The 13,867-nt window shown below is 65.8% G+C and carries 15 protein-coding genes and 1 pseudogene; 3 read left to right on the plus strand and 13 right to left on the minus strand.

Annotation, left to right across the window (positions count from 1 at the left end; genetic code table 11):
• Positions 1 to 227: 227 nt before the first annotated feature.
• From denD to QCE63_RS32840, 10 genes are all read right to left on the minus strand, one after another.
• Positions 228 to 1,187 (minus strand): D-erythronate dehydrogenase, encoded by a 960-nt coding sequence (gene denD, locus QCE63_RS32795; protein WP_309838944.1) that lies wholly within the window; start codon positions 1,185 to 1,187, stop codon positions 228 to 230.
• A 13-nt stretch (positions 1,188 to 1,200) separates the two neighbouring features.
• A complete protein-coding gene (gene otnI, locus QCE63_RS32800; protein WP_309838946.1) occupies positions 1,201 to 1,989 on the minus strand; it encodes a 2-oxo-tetronate isomerase in 789 nt (262 codons plus the stop codon).
• Positions 1,990 to 2,233: 244 nt separating this feature from the next.
• Complete coding sequence (otnK, locus tag QCE63_RS32805; RefSeq protein ID WP_309838947.1) at positions 2,234 to 3,529, minus strand: 3-oxo-tetronate kinase; 1,296 nt, start codon at positions 3,527 to 3,529, stop codon at positions 2,234 to 2,236.
• Positions 3,526 to 4,422, minus strand: coding sequence for an L-threonate dehydrogenase (gene ltnD, locus QCE63_RS32810; RefSeq protein ID WP_309838949.1), 897 nt, complete (start codon positions 4,420 to 4,422; stop codon positions 3,526 to 3,528). Before ltnD ends, otnK begins: the two co-directional genes overlap by 4 nt.
• A 26-nt stretch (positions 4,423 to 4,448) precedes the next feature.
• A complete protein-coding gene (locus QCE63_RS32815) occupies positions 4,449 to 5,153 on the minus strand; it encodes a FadR/GntR family transcriptional regulator (protein ID WP_309838951.1) in 705 nt (234 codons plus the stop codon).
• Positions 5,154 to 5,239: 86 nt separating this feature from the next.
• Positions 5,240 to 5,578, minus strand: a complete 339-nt coding sequence (locus tag QCE63_RS32820) for a thioredoxin family protein (protein WP_309838953.1) — start codon at positions 5,576 to 5,578, stop codon at positions 5,240 to 5,242.
• Positions 5,579 to 5,643: 65 nt separating this feature from the next.
• Positions 5,644 to 6,171: a chromate transporter gene (locus QCE63_RS32825; protein ID WP_309838955.1), complete on the minus strand. Its 528-nt coding sequence runs from the start codon at positions 6,169 to 6,171 to the stop codon at positions 5,644 to 5,646.
• Complete coding sequence (locus tag QCE63_RS32830; RefSeq protein ID WP_309838957.1) at positions 6,168 to 6,716, minus strand: chromate transporter; 549 nt, start codon at positions 6,714 to 6,716, stop codon at positions 6,168 to 6,170. Before QCE63_RS32830 ends, QCE63_RS32825 begins: the two co-directional genes overlap by 4 nt.
• The gene (panE, locus tag QCE63_RS32835; protein ID WP_309838959.1) at positions 6,713 to 7,648 is read right to left on the minus strand and encodes a 2-dehydropantoate 2-reductase; all 936 of its coding nucleotides are present in this window, start codon (positions 7,646 to 7,648) and stop codon (positions 6,713 to 6,715) included. Before panE ends, QCE63_RS32830 begins: the two co-directional genes overlap by 4 nt.
• A gap of 27 nt (positions 7,649 to 7,675) precedes the next feature.
• Positions 7,676 to 8,017: a hypothetical protein gene (locus QCE63_RS32840; protein ID WP_309838961.1), complete on the minus strand. Its 342-nt coding sequence runs from the start codon at positions 8,015 to 8,017 to the stop codon at positions 7,676 to 7,678.
• A gap of 274 nt (positions 8,018 to 8,291) precedes the next feature.
• Here QCE63_RS32840 and gndA point away from each other — a divergent pair, with 274 nt between their 5' ends.
• The 3 genes and pseudogenes from gndA (at position 8,292) to QCE63_RS32855 (ending at position 10,645) form a co-directional block, all read left to right on the plus strand.
• A complete protein-coding gene (gndA, locus tag QCE63_RS32845) occupies positions 8,292 to 9,698 on the plus strand; it encodes an NADP-dependent phosphogluconate dehydrogenase (protein ID WP_309838963.1) in 1,407 nt (468 codons plus the stop codon).
• Between the two features lie 156 nt (positions 9,699 to 9,854).
• Positions 9,855 to 10,286, plus strand: a pseudogene (locus QCE63_RS32850) (STM2901 family protein).
• A complete protein-coding gene (locus QCE63_RS32855; protein ID WP_309838967.1) occupies positions 10,286 to 10,645 on the plus strand; it encodes a DUF1493 family protein in 360 nt (119 codons plus the stop codon). Before QCE63_RS32850 ends, QCE63_RS32855 begins: the two are co-directional and overlap by 1 nt.
• Here the strand turns inward: QCE63_RS32855 and QCE63_RS32860 are convergent.
• Genes QCE63_RS32860 through QCE63_RS32870 form a run of 3 tightly spaced genes read right to left on the minus strand, consistent with a single transcriptional unit; the run spans position 10,640 to position 13,834 of the window.
• The gene (locus QCE63_RS32860; protein WP_309838969.1) at positions 10,640 to 11,761 is read right to left on the minus strand and encodes a Gfo/Idh/MocA family oxidoreductase; all 1,122 of its coding nucleotides are present in this window, start codon (positions 11,759 to 11,761) and stop codon (positions 10,640 to 10,642) included. The two genes, QCE63_RS32855 and QCE63_RS32860, sit on opposite strands and share 6 nt — an antisense overlap.
• Positions 11,758 to 12,819, minus strand: coding sequence for a sugar phosphate isomerase/epimerase family protein (locus QCE63_RS32865; protein WP_309838970.1), 1,062 nt, complete (start codon positions 12,817 to 12,819; stop codon positions 11,758 to 11,760). The genes QCE63_RS32860 and QCE63_RS32865 overlap by 4 nt, the downstream gene beginning before the upstream one ends.
• Positions 12,820 to 12,871: 52 nt before the next feature.
• Positions 12,872 to 13,834, minus strand: coding sequence for a substrate-binding domain-containing protein (locus QCE63_RS32870; protein ID WP_309838971.1), 963 nt, complete (start codon positions 13,832 to 13,834; stop codon positions 12,872 to 12,874).
• Positions 13,835 to 13,867 lie beyond the last annotated feature (33 nt).

The following is a 13,867-nucleotide window of genomic DNA, read 5'->3' on the forward strand; positions in this document are numbered from 1 at the left end:
CGGGCGCAGGACAGACGCAACGGAGCCGCAAAACAGGCGCAGGAAGCATGAAAGCGACGGAGAAACGAGCGTGCGGAGGCTCGTGCTTCAACGCGGTGCATGCAGCGCCGGGCCGACGTTCGTCACATATAAGCGAACAGTGTAGCCCGGAAATGCGAACGAAAGCATGACGGCCGTCGCGCTGCCCCTTGGCGCCGGGGGCAGCGCTTGAAGGACGCGGCGCGGAATCAGGAATCCGCGAGATGGGCGCGGATTATGTCCGCGAAGGCGGCATCCCCTTCGAGCCCCAGCGCTTCGGCGCGCGCGGTGTCCCACGCGCCGGGCCAGCTGCCCACGATCTTCTCGATGCGCTCGTCGCGCTGGAAGTCGATGCGCGCCACCGCGTCTTCGCCGGCCACTTCACGCAGCGCGGCGATCATCTCGTCCACGCTGACTGAAAGCCCCGGCAGATTGATCACCGGCCGGTCGCCGAGCTTGCCGCGCTCGATCTCGCAGCCCGCGATCAGCGCCTCGACCGCGCGCTTCGGCGAAAGCAGCCAGAGGCGCGTGTCGCCGCTGACGGGACATACCGAGCGTTCACCGTTCAGCGGCTCGCGAATGATGCCGCTCGCAAACGACGATGCCGCCGCATTCGGCTGGCCCGGGCGCACGCTGATGGTCGGCAGCCGCAGCACGCGGCCATCGACGAAGCCGCGCCGCGCGTAGTCGCACAGCAGCAATTCGGCGATCGCCTTCTGCGTTCCATATGACGATTGCGGGTTGAGCGCGGTATCGTCCTGCACGATGTCGGGCAGCGCGCCGCCGTAGACCGCCACCGAACTCGTGAACACGACGCGCGGCCGATGCCCCGCCGCGCGGCACACTTCGAGCAGCGCGCGCGAGGCGTCGAGATTGATCTTCATGCCGAGGTCGAAGTCCGCCTCGGCCTGCCCGCTGACGATGGCGGCGAGATGGAACACCGCTTCCGTGTCTGTGTCGAGATGACGTCGCAGCACCGCCGGGTCCGAGATGTCGCCGGTTTCGGCGCGCACGCGCGGGTCGTTCAAAAGACGCTCGTCGTGCGGCCGCGCGATGTCGAGCAACACCAGTTCGGTGACCGGTTTGCCATCGAGCATGCCGCGTTCGAGCAGACGTCTGGCGAGCCGCTGGCCCAGAAAGCCCGCGCCGCCTGTAATCAGGATTTTCATGAGCGTCGTCTCCTCACAGATACGGTTTGAGCCAGCCGAGGCCCGCGGACGTCCCGGCCTTCGGCTTGTATTCGCAGCCGATGTAGCCCGCATAGCCGAGCGTGTCGATCAGCTCGAACAGATACGGATAGTTGAGTTCGCCCAGGTCCGGCTCGTGACGTTCCGGCACGCCCGCGATCTGGATGTGCCCGATGCCCGCGCTCGCGCGTTGCATGTCGCGTTTGAGCTTCATCGCGAGGTCGCCTTCGACGATCTGACAGTGATAGATGTCGAACTGCACTTGCAGGTTCGGCGCGCCGATTTCCTCGCAGATGGCCTGCGCGTCGTCCTGACGGTTCAGGAAGAAGCCGGGAATGTCGCGTGTGTTGATCGGTTCGATCACGATGCCGATGCCCGCCTTGCGCGCTTCCTCGGCCGCATGGGCCAGATTGGCCAGGTAGACCGCACGATGCCGTTCCCGCGATTCCTCAGGCTTGATGAGGCCGGCCATGACATGCAGCTTCTGGTTGCCGAGCACTGCCGCGTATTCCAGTCCTTTCGCGACGCTTTGCCGGAACTCCGCCTCGCGGCCCGGCAATGAGGCAATGCCGCGCTCGCCCGCGCCCCAGTCGCCGGGCGGCGCGTTGAAGAGCGCCTGGGTGAGCCCGTTGTCGGTCAGGCGCTGCCGGATATCCTCGGCCGGATAGTCGTACGGAAACAGGAACTCGACCGCCTTGAAGCCGTCTTTCGCGGCGGCGGCAAAGCGGTCGAGGAACGCGTGTTCCGTGTACATCATCGTGAGATTCGCGGCAAAACGTGGCATGGGGTCGTGTCTCCGTTGCGAAAGGGTGTGGGCGTGCGGCTGGCTTGTCAGCGCGGGCCGATGGCCGCATCAGTCGGCGGCGGGGTTGAAAGAAACAGTGGCGGAGTTTCCTGCTGTTCCTCGGGCGCGCAAGCCGCCTGCAAAAACGTCCAGTCCGACGCCGCGAGGTTCAGGCTGCCGAGCCCGCACAGGCTCCTGCTCGTCGTGCCGTTTTCTTCACGAACGCAATGTCTGCTCGATGTCATCACAGTGCCCGCAGCGCCTTCTCGAAGAAATCAGCGGTGCCGAAATTGCCGGACTTGAGCGCAAGACCGAGCGCATCGCCGGCCTGTGCGCCGATGGATTGCGTCGCCGGCACGCCCGGATCGATCTGCGGGCCGATCCGCAGGCTGCGCACGTCCAGCGCCTGCACGACGGCGCCGGAGGTCTCGCCGCCCGCGACGACGAACTTGCGCACGCCTTCATCCCGCAAGCGCCGCGCGATGCCGGCGAGCGCCGCTTCCACCAGTCGCCCCGCCTGCTCGACGCCCAGTTGGCTCTGCACCGCCTTGACTTCGTCGGGCGACGAGGTTGCATAGATCAACACGGGTTCGTTCTTGCCGAAGTGCTCGCGCGCGAACGCGACCGCCTGATCGACCACCGGTTCGCCGCGCGCGAGCGCCAGCGGATCCACGCGAAAACTCGGCCTCGACGCGCGCCATGCCGCCACCTGGGCGTTCGTCGCTTTCGATGCGCTCCCCGCCAGCACGACCGCCTTGCCTTCGATCGACGGCAGCGCCGCCGCCTGTTCCGCATGCGCGAGCCGGTTCGCCGCGCCGAAGTTGCGCGGCAAGCCCAGCGCGACGCCCGAGCCGCCGGTGATCAGCGCAAGATCGCGGCAGGCTTCGCCGAGTGTGTAGAGATCGGCGTCGGAGACGGCATCGGCGATCGCCAGGCGCACGCCTTCCCGCCGCAGTTCGGCAATGCGTGCGCGCACCGCGTCCGCGCCTTGCGCAATCGTGTCGTAGCGCAGCAGCCCGACCTTCGATGGCGTCTGCCGCTGCAACACGCGCACGAGATCCGGATCGGTCATCGGCGTGAGCGGGTGATGCTCCATGCCCGATTCGCTCAGCAGCCCGTCGCCGACGAACAGATGGCCGCGAAACAGCGTCCGGCCGTTCTCCGGGAACGCCGGGCAGGCAATCGTGAAGTCGTCGCCCAGCGCATCGAGCAGCGCGTCCGCAACGGGGCCGATGTTGCCGCGATCGGTGGAATCGAAGGTCGAGCAGTACTTGAAGAAGAACTGCGTGCAGCCTTGCGCGCGTAGCCAGGCGAGCGCGTCGAGCGACTGGCGCACGGCGTCTTTTGCGTCGATGGTGCGCGACTTGAGCGCGACCACCAGCGCATCCGCCTCGATGCGCGCGCCCGCCTCCGGCACGCCGATGGTCTGCACCGTGCGCATGCCGCCGCGCACCAGCATGTTGGCGAGATCGGTGGCGCCGGTGAAGTCGTCGGCGATGCAGCCGAGCAGGGCGTGCGGGGTTTGCGTTGTGCCCGTCATGCCTTCGCTCCCTTCGGCACCTCGATGCCCGGAAAGATCTTGATGACCGCGGAATCGTCCTCGCCGCCATGGCCGGCGGTCGACGCCATCATGAACATCTGGTGCGCCGCCGCCGACAGCGGCAGCGGAAACTTCGAAGTGCGCGCGGTATCCAGCACAAGGCCGAGATCCTTCACGAAGATATCGACGGCAGACAGCGGCGTGTAGTCGCCCGTGAGAATGTGCGGCACGCGGTTCTCGAACATCCACGAATTGCCGGCGCTGTGCGTGATGACTTCATAGAGCGCATCGGGATCGACGCCCTCGCGCAGGCCCAGCGCCATGGCTTCAGCCGCCGCCGCGATATGCACGCCCGCCAGCAACTGATTGATGATCTTGACCTTCGAACCCGCGCCGTGCGCCTCGCCCAGCCGATACACCTGCCCGGCAATCGCCCCGAGCACGTCCTCACAGGCGGCGTAGGCGGCGGCGGGGCCGGAGGTCATCATCGTCATCTCGCCGGCGTTGGCTTTGGCCGCGCCGCCCGAGAGCGGCGCATCGAGCATCTGCACGCCCCGCGCCTCGCAGCGCGCGCCGAGGTCCGCGGCGAACTGCGGCGACACCGTCGCGCACGCGAGCACCACGCCGCCAGGCTTCATCGCGGGCACGGCGCCGGTTTCGCCGAACAGCACGGCTTCGGTCTGCGCCGCGTTGACGACGACCGTCAGCACCACGTCGCACTGCGCGCCGAGTTCAGCCGGCGATGTGCACGCAACGCCCCCTTCGCCCGCGAACGCATCCAGCACCGGCTGACGCACATCGCACGCGTGCACGGCAAAACCCGCGCGCAGGAGCGAGCGGGCGACGCCCATGCCCATCGCGCCCAGCCCGATAACGCCCACGTTTCTCGTCATGTCTTCCTCTTCGGTCGAATAGGGATTCAGCAGATGCCCGCTTCCGCCAGACGGCGTGCGGCGTTGATGAGATGTGTCTGCGCGGCGCGGCGCGCGGCGTCGGCGTCACGCGCGCGGATCGCCTCGACGATCGCCGCATGTTCCTCGCGCACCTGCCGCATGAAATCCTCGCGCAGCGCTTCGTTGCCGCGCGTGACGAGCGTGCCCGCTTCGAGATACTGGTTCAGGAAGGCGAGCGTTTTCAGGAAATACGGATTGCCGCTGGCGGTTGCGACCTCGCGATGGAACGCGACGTCTTCCGCGACGCCGTCACGCGCCTCGCGCACGGCCACGTCGATCTGCGCGAGCGCGCGGTCGATGGCCGCCATGTGAGCCGCGCTGCGCCGGAGCGCGGCTTCGCTGGCCACTTCGGCCTCGATGGCGCGGCGCAGCGCCAGAATCTGCACGACCGCGCCCGGCTCGACGGCCTGCGCGTAGTCGATGCGCAGCGGCCGGATGCCCGCCCGCTCCACGATGAACACGCCGCTGCCCTGGCGCGGCTCCACCATGCCTTCGTTCTTGAGCCTCGAGATGGCCTCGCGGATCACCGTGCGGCTGACGCCGAACTGCTGCGCGAGCACGGCCTCGCTCGGCAGCTTGCCGGTACCGGCGAAGCTGCCTTTCTCGATCTGCTTCTGCAATTGCTGCGCGACGGTGTCCGACAGCGCGCGCGGCGGAATTTTCTCGAACATTGCGACAGGAGAAGCTCGTGAAGTCGTCGGGTTATCATACAACTTTGCGACGTGCGGCTGACCGCGTAATTACCCTGCCGTCGGACTTAGCCAGCCAGTGGTTCGTCGATCAGCGCGAGGGCGTCGCGAATTTCGGAAGCGTCGCCAGGACGCACCCGCCGCGCGACTTCACGGCCATCGAGCATGAACACGAGCGTCGGCCAGAGCTTGACCCGGAACGAGCGGCCGAGCGGCCGGCCGCTGCCGTCCTCGATCTTCATGTGCCGCACCGCGCTGTGTTCCTGAAACGCCTGCGCGATCAGCGGCTGCGCCGCGCGGCAATGGCCGCACCAGTCCGTGCCGAACTCCACGACCAGCGGGCCGCGCGTCGTGTCGAGTTCCGCGCGCTCCGGTGCGGTCTTCGCGTATTCGAGGTTCATCGTCATGGCGCTCGTCCTTGTGTCCCGGTTGTCATGTTTTCAGCAGGAAGCTTGCCCGTCTTGAGCGCGCGTCATTGCCCGAATCCCGTCAGGCCGATCAGCGCGCCGGCGGCCAGCAGCCACAACGGATGCAGCTTCGTCCGATACGACAGCAGCGCCACGGCGGCGGTGATCGCCGTCAGCATCATGGTTTCGTCGGAGGCCTCGGCGATCAGCAGCGCGCTCGCCGCCACCAGCCCTGCCGTGATCGGTACGAGCCCGAGCTGGACGGTGCGCCGCCATGGCCGCGTCTTGAAGCGATCCCACGCGTGAAGCGCGGCCATCGTCACCAGCGACGACGGCCCGAACTTCGCAATCGACGTGACCAGCACGCCCGGCCAGCCGGCCACATGCCAGCCGATCAGCGTGACGACCATCATGTTCGGTCCCGGCGCGGCCTGCGCGAGCGCGAACAACGCCGAAAAATCGGCCTTCGACATCCATTCGTGCACCTGCACGACCTGACGCTGCATTTCCGGCAGGATGGAATTGCCGCCGCCGAACGCCAGCAGCGAAAGCTGGCTGAAGATGGCCGCGAGCGAAACCAGATCGTGTTTCATCGGCCCGCCTTCCAGGCGATCAGCACCGAGATGGGCGTGAAGACGAGCATGGTCGGCAGGAGCGGCGTGCGCAGGAACGCGATCGCCGCGAACATCAGCAGCGCGACGGCCGCTGCTTCGGGTTTGCGCCGCAGCGGCCACAGCAGCTTCACCGCCATCGCGATCAGCAGGCCCGCCGCGGCCGCCGCGAGTCCGGCGAACAGATGCGCGATGCGCGGGTCCTGATGCGTGCGCTGATAGATCACGCCGAGTCCGATCACGATCAGCGAAGGCCCGACCAGCAGCCCGAGCAGGCCCGCGAGCGCGCCGGGCACGCCGCGAAAGCGCATGCCGATCGCCACCGACAGATTGATGACATTGCCGCCCGGAAGGAACTGGCAAAGGCCGAGGAGATCGGTGAATTCGTCGGCATCGAGCCATTTGCGACGCTCGACGATTTCACGCCGCGCCAGCGGCAGCGCCCCGCCGAACGCGGTCAGTCCGAGCGTGAGAAAGCCCGTGAAGATTTCCGCGATGCCGGGACGCGGCGCGGATTCGCCGGTCATGCCTGTGCGGTGCGCGTGCGGCGCGCTTCGTAGGCTTTCAGATGCGCATACGCCACTTCCAGCATCGACGCGCCTTCCACCTTCGAGCGCCGCCGCGCGATCAGATCGCCGACGATGTGATCCGCTTCGATCGGCGCGCCGTTCTCGAGGTCGCGCAGCATCGACGCGGTCAGCAGTGAGCCGCGCTGCCCGAAGCTCGCGCGCGCCCGCTCGATGACCGATTCCGGCGGCGGATGATCGTTGTCGGCCGCGACGCCCTGGCACTCCATGAAAAGCCGCCTGAGCACGTCCTCGCCGCCGGGCACGTCGAGGATGTCGCCGATCGGCGCGCGCATCAGGCACGTGCCGGTCGCGAGCGTGGCAAGGAACACCCACTTGTCCCACATCGATTGCAGGATGTCTTCGCTCACGTTCAGTTCGAACCCGGCGCCGTCGAGTTGCGCGGCGATCGCTTCGATGCGGGCGGAGCGTCCGCCCGCACGCTCGCCGACCGTCATCGAATGCATGTTGTTCAGATGGACGATCTCGCCTTCGGCATCGAGCGTCGCGGCGATCACGCACTGCCCGCCGAGCACGTTGGCCGCGCTGAAGCGGGCGTCGAGCGCATCGAGATGCGCCATGCCGTTGAGCAACGGCAGGATCACCGTGTCCGGACCAACGGCGGGCGCGAACGAATCGATCGCGTTCTGCAGGTCGTAAGCCTTGCAGCTCAGCAGGATCAGGTCGAACGGGTGTGTCAGGTCTTTTGCGAGGGTCATCGGCGGACAGGCGAACGCGAGATCGCCCTCCGGACTCTTCACCTTCAGGCCGCATTGCCGCAGCCGTTCGGCGCGGCGCTCCCGCACGAGAAACGTCACGTCGCGGCCCGCTTCCAGCAGACGCGCCCCGAAATAGCCGCCGATCGCCCCCGCACCCACTACCAGAATCCGCATGTCCCGCTCCTTGTCATTGAGTCCGTTTCAAGCCTGCCAAACGCCATAACCCGCTTCCCGCAAACCGATGCCCAGTTCCACTTCCATGTCGCGCGCGCCGTCGTAGGGCATCGGGTTGTACATCTCGTACAGCTGCGGCAGGAGCCGCAGACCATAGTCGCGCACGAAACGGTTCGACTGGATGCCCGCCTTGTGCTTGTCGAAACGCACGTCCGGATCGATGCCCGTCATGCCCACATAGACAAACGGCTTGCCGACGACATAGTCCGGATTGCCGCGGCGAAAGCGCGCTTCGTTCCAGACCTGGTCGGACAATTCGACGACGTAGACCGAGTAATGATGGCGTCGCGCGCGCCGTGCGGGCGGCATGTTCCGGGCGCCTTCGCGGCGTGTTCGTTGCGGGCTGACATTCTAAGACGGGGCGGCGTCCGGCGCTCGTCCCGACAGCGTGCTCCCTGCCGGAAGCGCGTCAAAGTGGTAAATTCGGGTCGGTCTGCGTTCGCGCGTTTGACCGGTCCGGCGCACCGCCGACCGCACCGTGAGGCGACTTCTCCACGCGCGGGCGCCGCTCCCATCGACACGTTTTCACCCCGAAGCCGCGCGCCACGAGCCGCGCGGAGCTTCGGTCTTTCGGAGATCAAGCATGAGCAAGCAAGCTATCGGCGTGGTGGGCCTCGCCGTCATGGGCCGCAACCTGGCCCTGAACATCGAGAGCCGCGGTCACGCCGTTTCGGTCTACAACCGCAGCCGCGAGAAAACCGACGAACTGATTGCCGAACACCCCGACAAGAAGCTCGTGCCGACGTTCACGCTCGAAGAGTTCGTACAGTCGCTCGAAAAACCGCGCCGCATCCTGATGATGGTCAAGGCCGGCGCCGGCACCGACGACACCATCGCCCAGCTGCGTCCGCTGCTCGAAAAAGGCGACATTCTCATCGACGGCGGCAACACCCATTTCACCGACACCATCCGCCGCAATCAGGATCTCGCGAAGTCGGGCCTGCATTTCATCGGCACGGGCGTGTCGGGCGGCGAGGAAGGCGCCCTGAAGGGTCCGTCGATCATGCCGGGCGGCCAGAAGGAAGCCTACGAACTGGTCGCGCCCATTCTCACCGAGATCGCGGCGAAGGCGCCGGACGGCGAGCCGTGCGTCACGTACATGGGTCCGGACGGCGCGGGCCATTTCGTGAAGATGGTGCACAACGGCATCGAATACGGCGACATGCAGTTGATCGCCGAAAGCTATGACGTGCTGAAGCGCGTGGCGGGTCTGTCGAACGAGGAACTCGGCAAGGTGTATGTCGAGTGGAATCAGGGCGAGCTGGACAGCTACCTGATTGAAATCACGTCGAAGATCTTTTCGAAGAAGGACGAGGAAACCGGCAAGGATCTCGTCGATGTGATTCTCGACCGCGCCGCGCAGAAAGGCACCGGCAAGTGGACGAGCCAGAACGCGCTCGATCTCGGCGCGCCGCTGCCGCTGATCACCGAAGCCGTGTTTGCGCGCGTGCTGTCGTCCCTTAAGACGCAGCGGGTCGCGGCGAGCAAGGTGCTGTCGGGACCGAAGCCGGGCTTCGAAGGCGATCGCGCCGCGTTCGTCGAAGCGGTGCGGCGCGCGCTGTATCTGTCGAAGATCGTCTCGTATGCGCAGGGTTTCGCGCAGTTGCGCGCGGCGTCGGACGAATACAAGTGGGATCTGCATTACGGCGAGATCGCCAAGATCTTCCGCGCGGGCTGCATCATCCGCGCGCGCTTCCTGCAGAAGATCACGGATGCCTACAAGACCAACCCTCAACTCGCGAACCTGCTGCTGGATCCGTACTTCAGCGACATCGCGGCAAAGTATCAGGACGCGCTGCGTGAAGTGATCGTCGCGGCGGTGAAGGCGGGCATTCCGGTGCCGGCGTTCTCGTCGGCGATCGCGTACTTCGACGGCTATCGCTCGGAAACACTGCCGGCGAATCTGGTGCAGGCGCAACGCGATTTCTTCGGCGCGCATACGTTCGAACGGACGGACAAGCCGGGAAGCTTCCACGCGAACTGGGCGTGAGCGTTCGGGTAACCGAATGCTGAAGGTGAATGCGGCTCTTTCGGGAGCCGCATTTTTTTGGGTGTGGAGACTTTGATTTGACTGTCTGACGGCAAGCGTTGCTGGCGCCGGCACACGCGGCTATGCTCGTGCGATTGCGTAACGATCACAATCATGATGAGCAATCTTTATCAATATGGCATCCACGACAAATTGTCACCCTCCGAGCTATTCTTTCTGATTGTGCTCGACGAAACCTGCAAGCACACGGGCGTCGATGACGTCGCCGGTGTCGCGATGATCTTGATGGGGCAGCCGTTTGTGCGGACCCGAGGCAAGTTCGCAAACGCCGTCAAAGGAACCTCGGTTGCCTCTATGGCATCCAGAGCATTACTTCCTATCGAGATCAAATACCGAATACTGCCCACCATTACGTCTTTCTCGAGTCTCTTTGCGCTGCGGATTAGATTCACGCGTAACCTAGGCGCATTCGTGGGAAGGGCAATTCCTGGAGTCGGCTGAGTTCTGCTCGCTACTGACGTATCGAGCATCGTGTGGCGCGCGAGTCTCGTCTATAACTCGACCGTCAAGCCGGCGGACCGCTGGTGATGGCCACGAACGAACAAGCTTGGGACGCGCTCCTGACCTTCGTTGAACGAGCCGTGGGCAAACCGCTGTTCGGAAAAGACCATTACACCCGCGACACCGATCTCTATCACGACCTCGATCTGAACCCCGACCGCATCTCGGCGTTTCTCACCGGGTGGAGCGCGGCGTTCGACATCGACATGCGTGCATTCGACATCACCCACTACTATCCTGCCAGCACGCTGAGCCTGTCAGGTTTCCTGCTCACCGTGTTCAAGGCACCCTTCAGCCGCGCGTCGCGCGACACGCTCGGCGGTTGCCAGTTGACCCTGGGCATGCTCGAAGCAGCCATGCTGTGCGGCAAATGGCCCGCCTCATGACACGCCCACCCACGCCCCGTCCTTTCCGTTGCTCCGCAACACCGCATCGATGAAGCGCAAGCCCGCGACGCCATCCTCGACCGTCGTGAGCCAGCCATCGCCCTGCGGTGCGCCGCTCGCGATGCACGTCGCCGCATCGGTATAAAGCTGCGCGAACGCCTCCAGATAGCCTTCCGGATGCCCCGCCGGCACGCGCGTCGCATGCAATGCTTCAGCGCTCTGAACGCGCCCGCGCGTGATCCGTTCCGACGCCCCGCCTATCGGCGTGAACCACACTTCGTTCGGCGTTTGCTGATCGAAGGACAAACCGGCCTTCGTGCCATACACGCGCAGCCGCAACGCGTTTTCCTCGCCCGCCGCCACCTGACTCGCCCACAACATCCCGCGTGCGCCGCCCGCGTAGCGGAACATTGCCTGCACGTGATCGTCCACGCGCCGGTTCGGCACGAAGGTCGTCACGTCCGCCGCCAGTTCCGCCGGACGCATGCCGGTCACGTATTCGGCCAGCTGATACGCATGCGTGCCGATATCGCCGAGACAGCCCGCCGGACCCGCGAGCGCCGGGTCTGTGCGCCATACGGCCTGCCGGTTCGACTGCGTTTCCATCGGCAGCGACAGCCAGTCCTGCGCATACTCGACCTGCACCACGCGAATGTCGCCGAGCAGCCCGTCCCGCACCATGCCGCGCGCGTGCCGCACGAGCGGATAACCCGTGTAGGTATAGGTCACCGCGAACAGCAGGCCCTTCTCGCGCGCGAGCTTCGCGAGCGCCTCGCCTTCGTCGAGCGACACCGCCAGCGGCTTGTCGCAGATCACGTGGATGCCGGCTTCGAGAAAAGCCGTCGCAACGGGCGCATGCAGATGATTGGGCGTGACGATCGCCACCGCTTCGACGCCATCGGGACGAGCCGCCTCGGCCCGCGCCATCTCGCGAAAATCGTCGTAACTGCGCGTAAGGCCGATCGCCGCCGCGCTCGCTGCTGCCCGTCCCGCATCCGCCGACAACGCGCCCGCCACCAGCTCCCAGCGGTCGTCGAGCCGCGCCGCCATGCGGTGTACCGCGCCGATGAACGCGCCCTCGCCGCCGCCGACCATGCCCAGCCGCACGCGCCTCATCGCGTCTCTCCGATGCCCAGCAGCCCGCGCATCTGCGCGCGGCTCGCGCCGCTGCCGGCGAAGTCGTCGAAGGCACGCTCCGCCACACGGATGATGTGGTCGCGAATGAACACCGCGCCCTCGCGCGCACCGTCCTCCGGATGCTTCAGCGCGCATTCCCATTCGAGCACGGCCCAGCCGGGGAAGTCGTACTGCGCCATCTTCGAGAAGATCGCCTTGAAGTCGATCTGACCATCGCCGAGCGAGCGAAACCGTCCCGCCCGCTCGGCCCATCCCGAATAGCCGCCGTACACGCCCTGCCGTCCGTTCGGCCGGAACTCGGCGTCCTTTACGTGAAACGCCTTGATGCGTGCGTGATAGATGTCGATGAACGCGAGGTAGTCCAGCTGTTGCAGCATGAAATGACTCGGATCGAACAGGATGTTCGCGCGCGGATGATCGTCCACCGCCGCGAGAAAGCGTTCGAAGGTCACGCCGTCATGCAGGTCTTCGCCCGGATGCAGTTCATAACAGACATCGACGCCTGCATGCTCGAACTCGTCCAGGATCGGGCGCCAGCGTGCCGCGAGTTCGTCGAAGGCGGCTTCGACCAACCCCGCCGGACGCTGCGGCCACGGATACACATACGGCCAGGCCAGCGCGCCCGAGAACGTCACGTGCGCGGCGAGTCCCAGCCGTTTCGACGCCGCCGCCGCCAGCTTGAGTTGCGCGATCGCCCATTCGGTGCGCGCCTCGGGATGACCGCGCACGTGCGGCGCGGCGAAGCCGTCGAACAGCGTGTCGTACGCCGGATGCACGGCGACGAGCTGCCCTTGCAGATGCGTCGAGAGTTCGGTGATCGCCACGCCCGCATCCTCGACCGTGCGGCGAATCTCGTCGCAATAGGAATCGCTGGACGCCGCTTTCTCCAGGTCGATCAGGCGCGGATCGGCGGGCACCTGGATGCCCGCGTAACCCAGCGAGGCCGCCCATGCCGCGAGATTGCCCAGCGTATCGAACGGCGCCCGGTCGCCCATGAACTGCGCGAGAAAGATCGCGGGGCCCTTGATCGTTTTCATCTTTCGCCTCTCCTTGAAAACCATGCGGGCCGCATCACGCGGCCCGCACGCGTCAGAACGGCGAGTTCGGGAAATAGAACTGCTTGGCGTTGTCCTTCGTGATCAGCACCGAAGGAATGATGGTCGTGGCCGGCAGCTTGTCGCCCTTCAGGCGCGCTTCCGCCGTCAGCTTGATCGCGTCGTAGATGAACTTCGGCGAGTAGGACACGTCCGCCGGCACGCGCTTGTCGCCGTCCATCACGCGCTTCACCGCTTCCTTCGAGCCCGCGCCGCCGAACACGATCTTCACGTCCGTGCGCTTGGCCTGATCGATCGCCTTCAGCACGCCGATCATCATGTCGTCGTCGGCAGCCCAGACGGCGTCGATATGCTTGAAGCGCGTCAGATAGTCCTGCATCACCTTGAAGGCATCGTCGCGATTCCAGTTGGCATACTTCGCGTCGAGGATCTTCATGTCCGGATGCTGCTTGATGACGCCTTCGAACGCGGTCCAGCGCTCGTTGTCGAGCGTAGTCGGAATGCCGCGCAGCGCGACGATGTCACCCTTGCCGTCCAGCGCCTTCGCCAGGTACTCGGCGGGGATCTTGCCGAACGCGGTGTTGTCGCCGGCCACGTAGGCATCCTGCGCGCTGGTGTCGGTCAGGCCGCGATCCACCACCGTCACGTACACGCCCTTCTTCTTCACCTGCGCGACCGGCTGCGTCAGCGAGGCCGATTCCTGCGGGAAGATCACGAGCGCATTGATCTTGTTGACCGTCACCAGATCCTGCACCTGGTTGGCCTGCTCGGGCGCGCTGCCCGCCGTCTTCACGATGACCTTGAGGTCCGGATGCGCCTTCTCCAGGTCCTTCTTCGCTTCATTGGCCCACCAGACGATGCCGCCCGTGAAGCCGTGGTCGGCCGTGGGAATCGCGACGCCGAGCACGACCTTGTCGGCCGCCGACGCGGGAGCGATGACGGCACAGGCGCTGGCCACGACAGTCAGCGCACCGAGCGCGCGAAGCATTTTTTTCATGACGATGTCTCCGGTTTTATGAATGTGCAGGCG

Origin of the sequence: Caballeronia sp. LZ065, assembly GCF_031450975.1 — a bacterium.
Classification (GTDB): Bacteria; Pseudomonadota; Gammaproteobacteria; order Burkholderiales; family Burkholderiaceae; genus Caballeronia.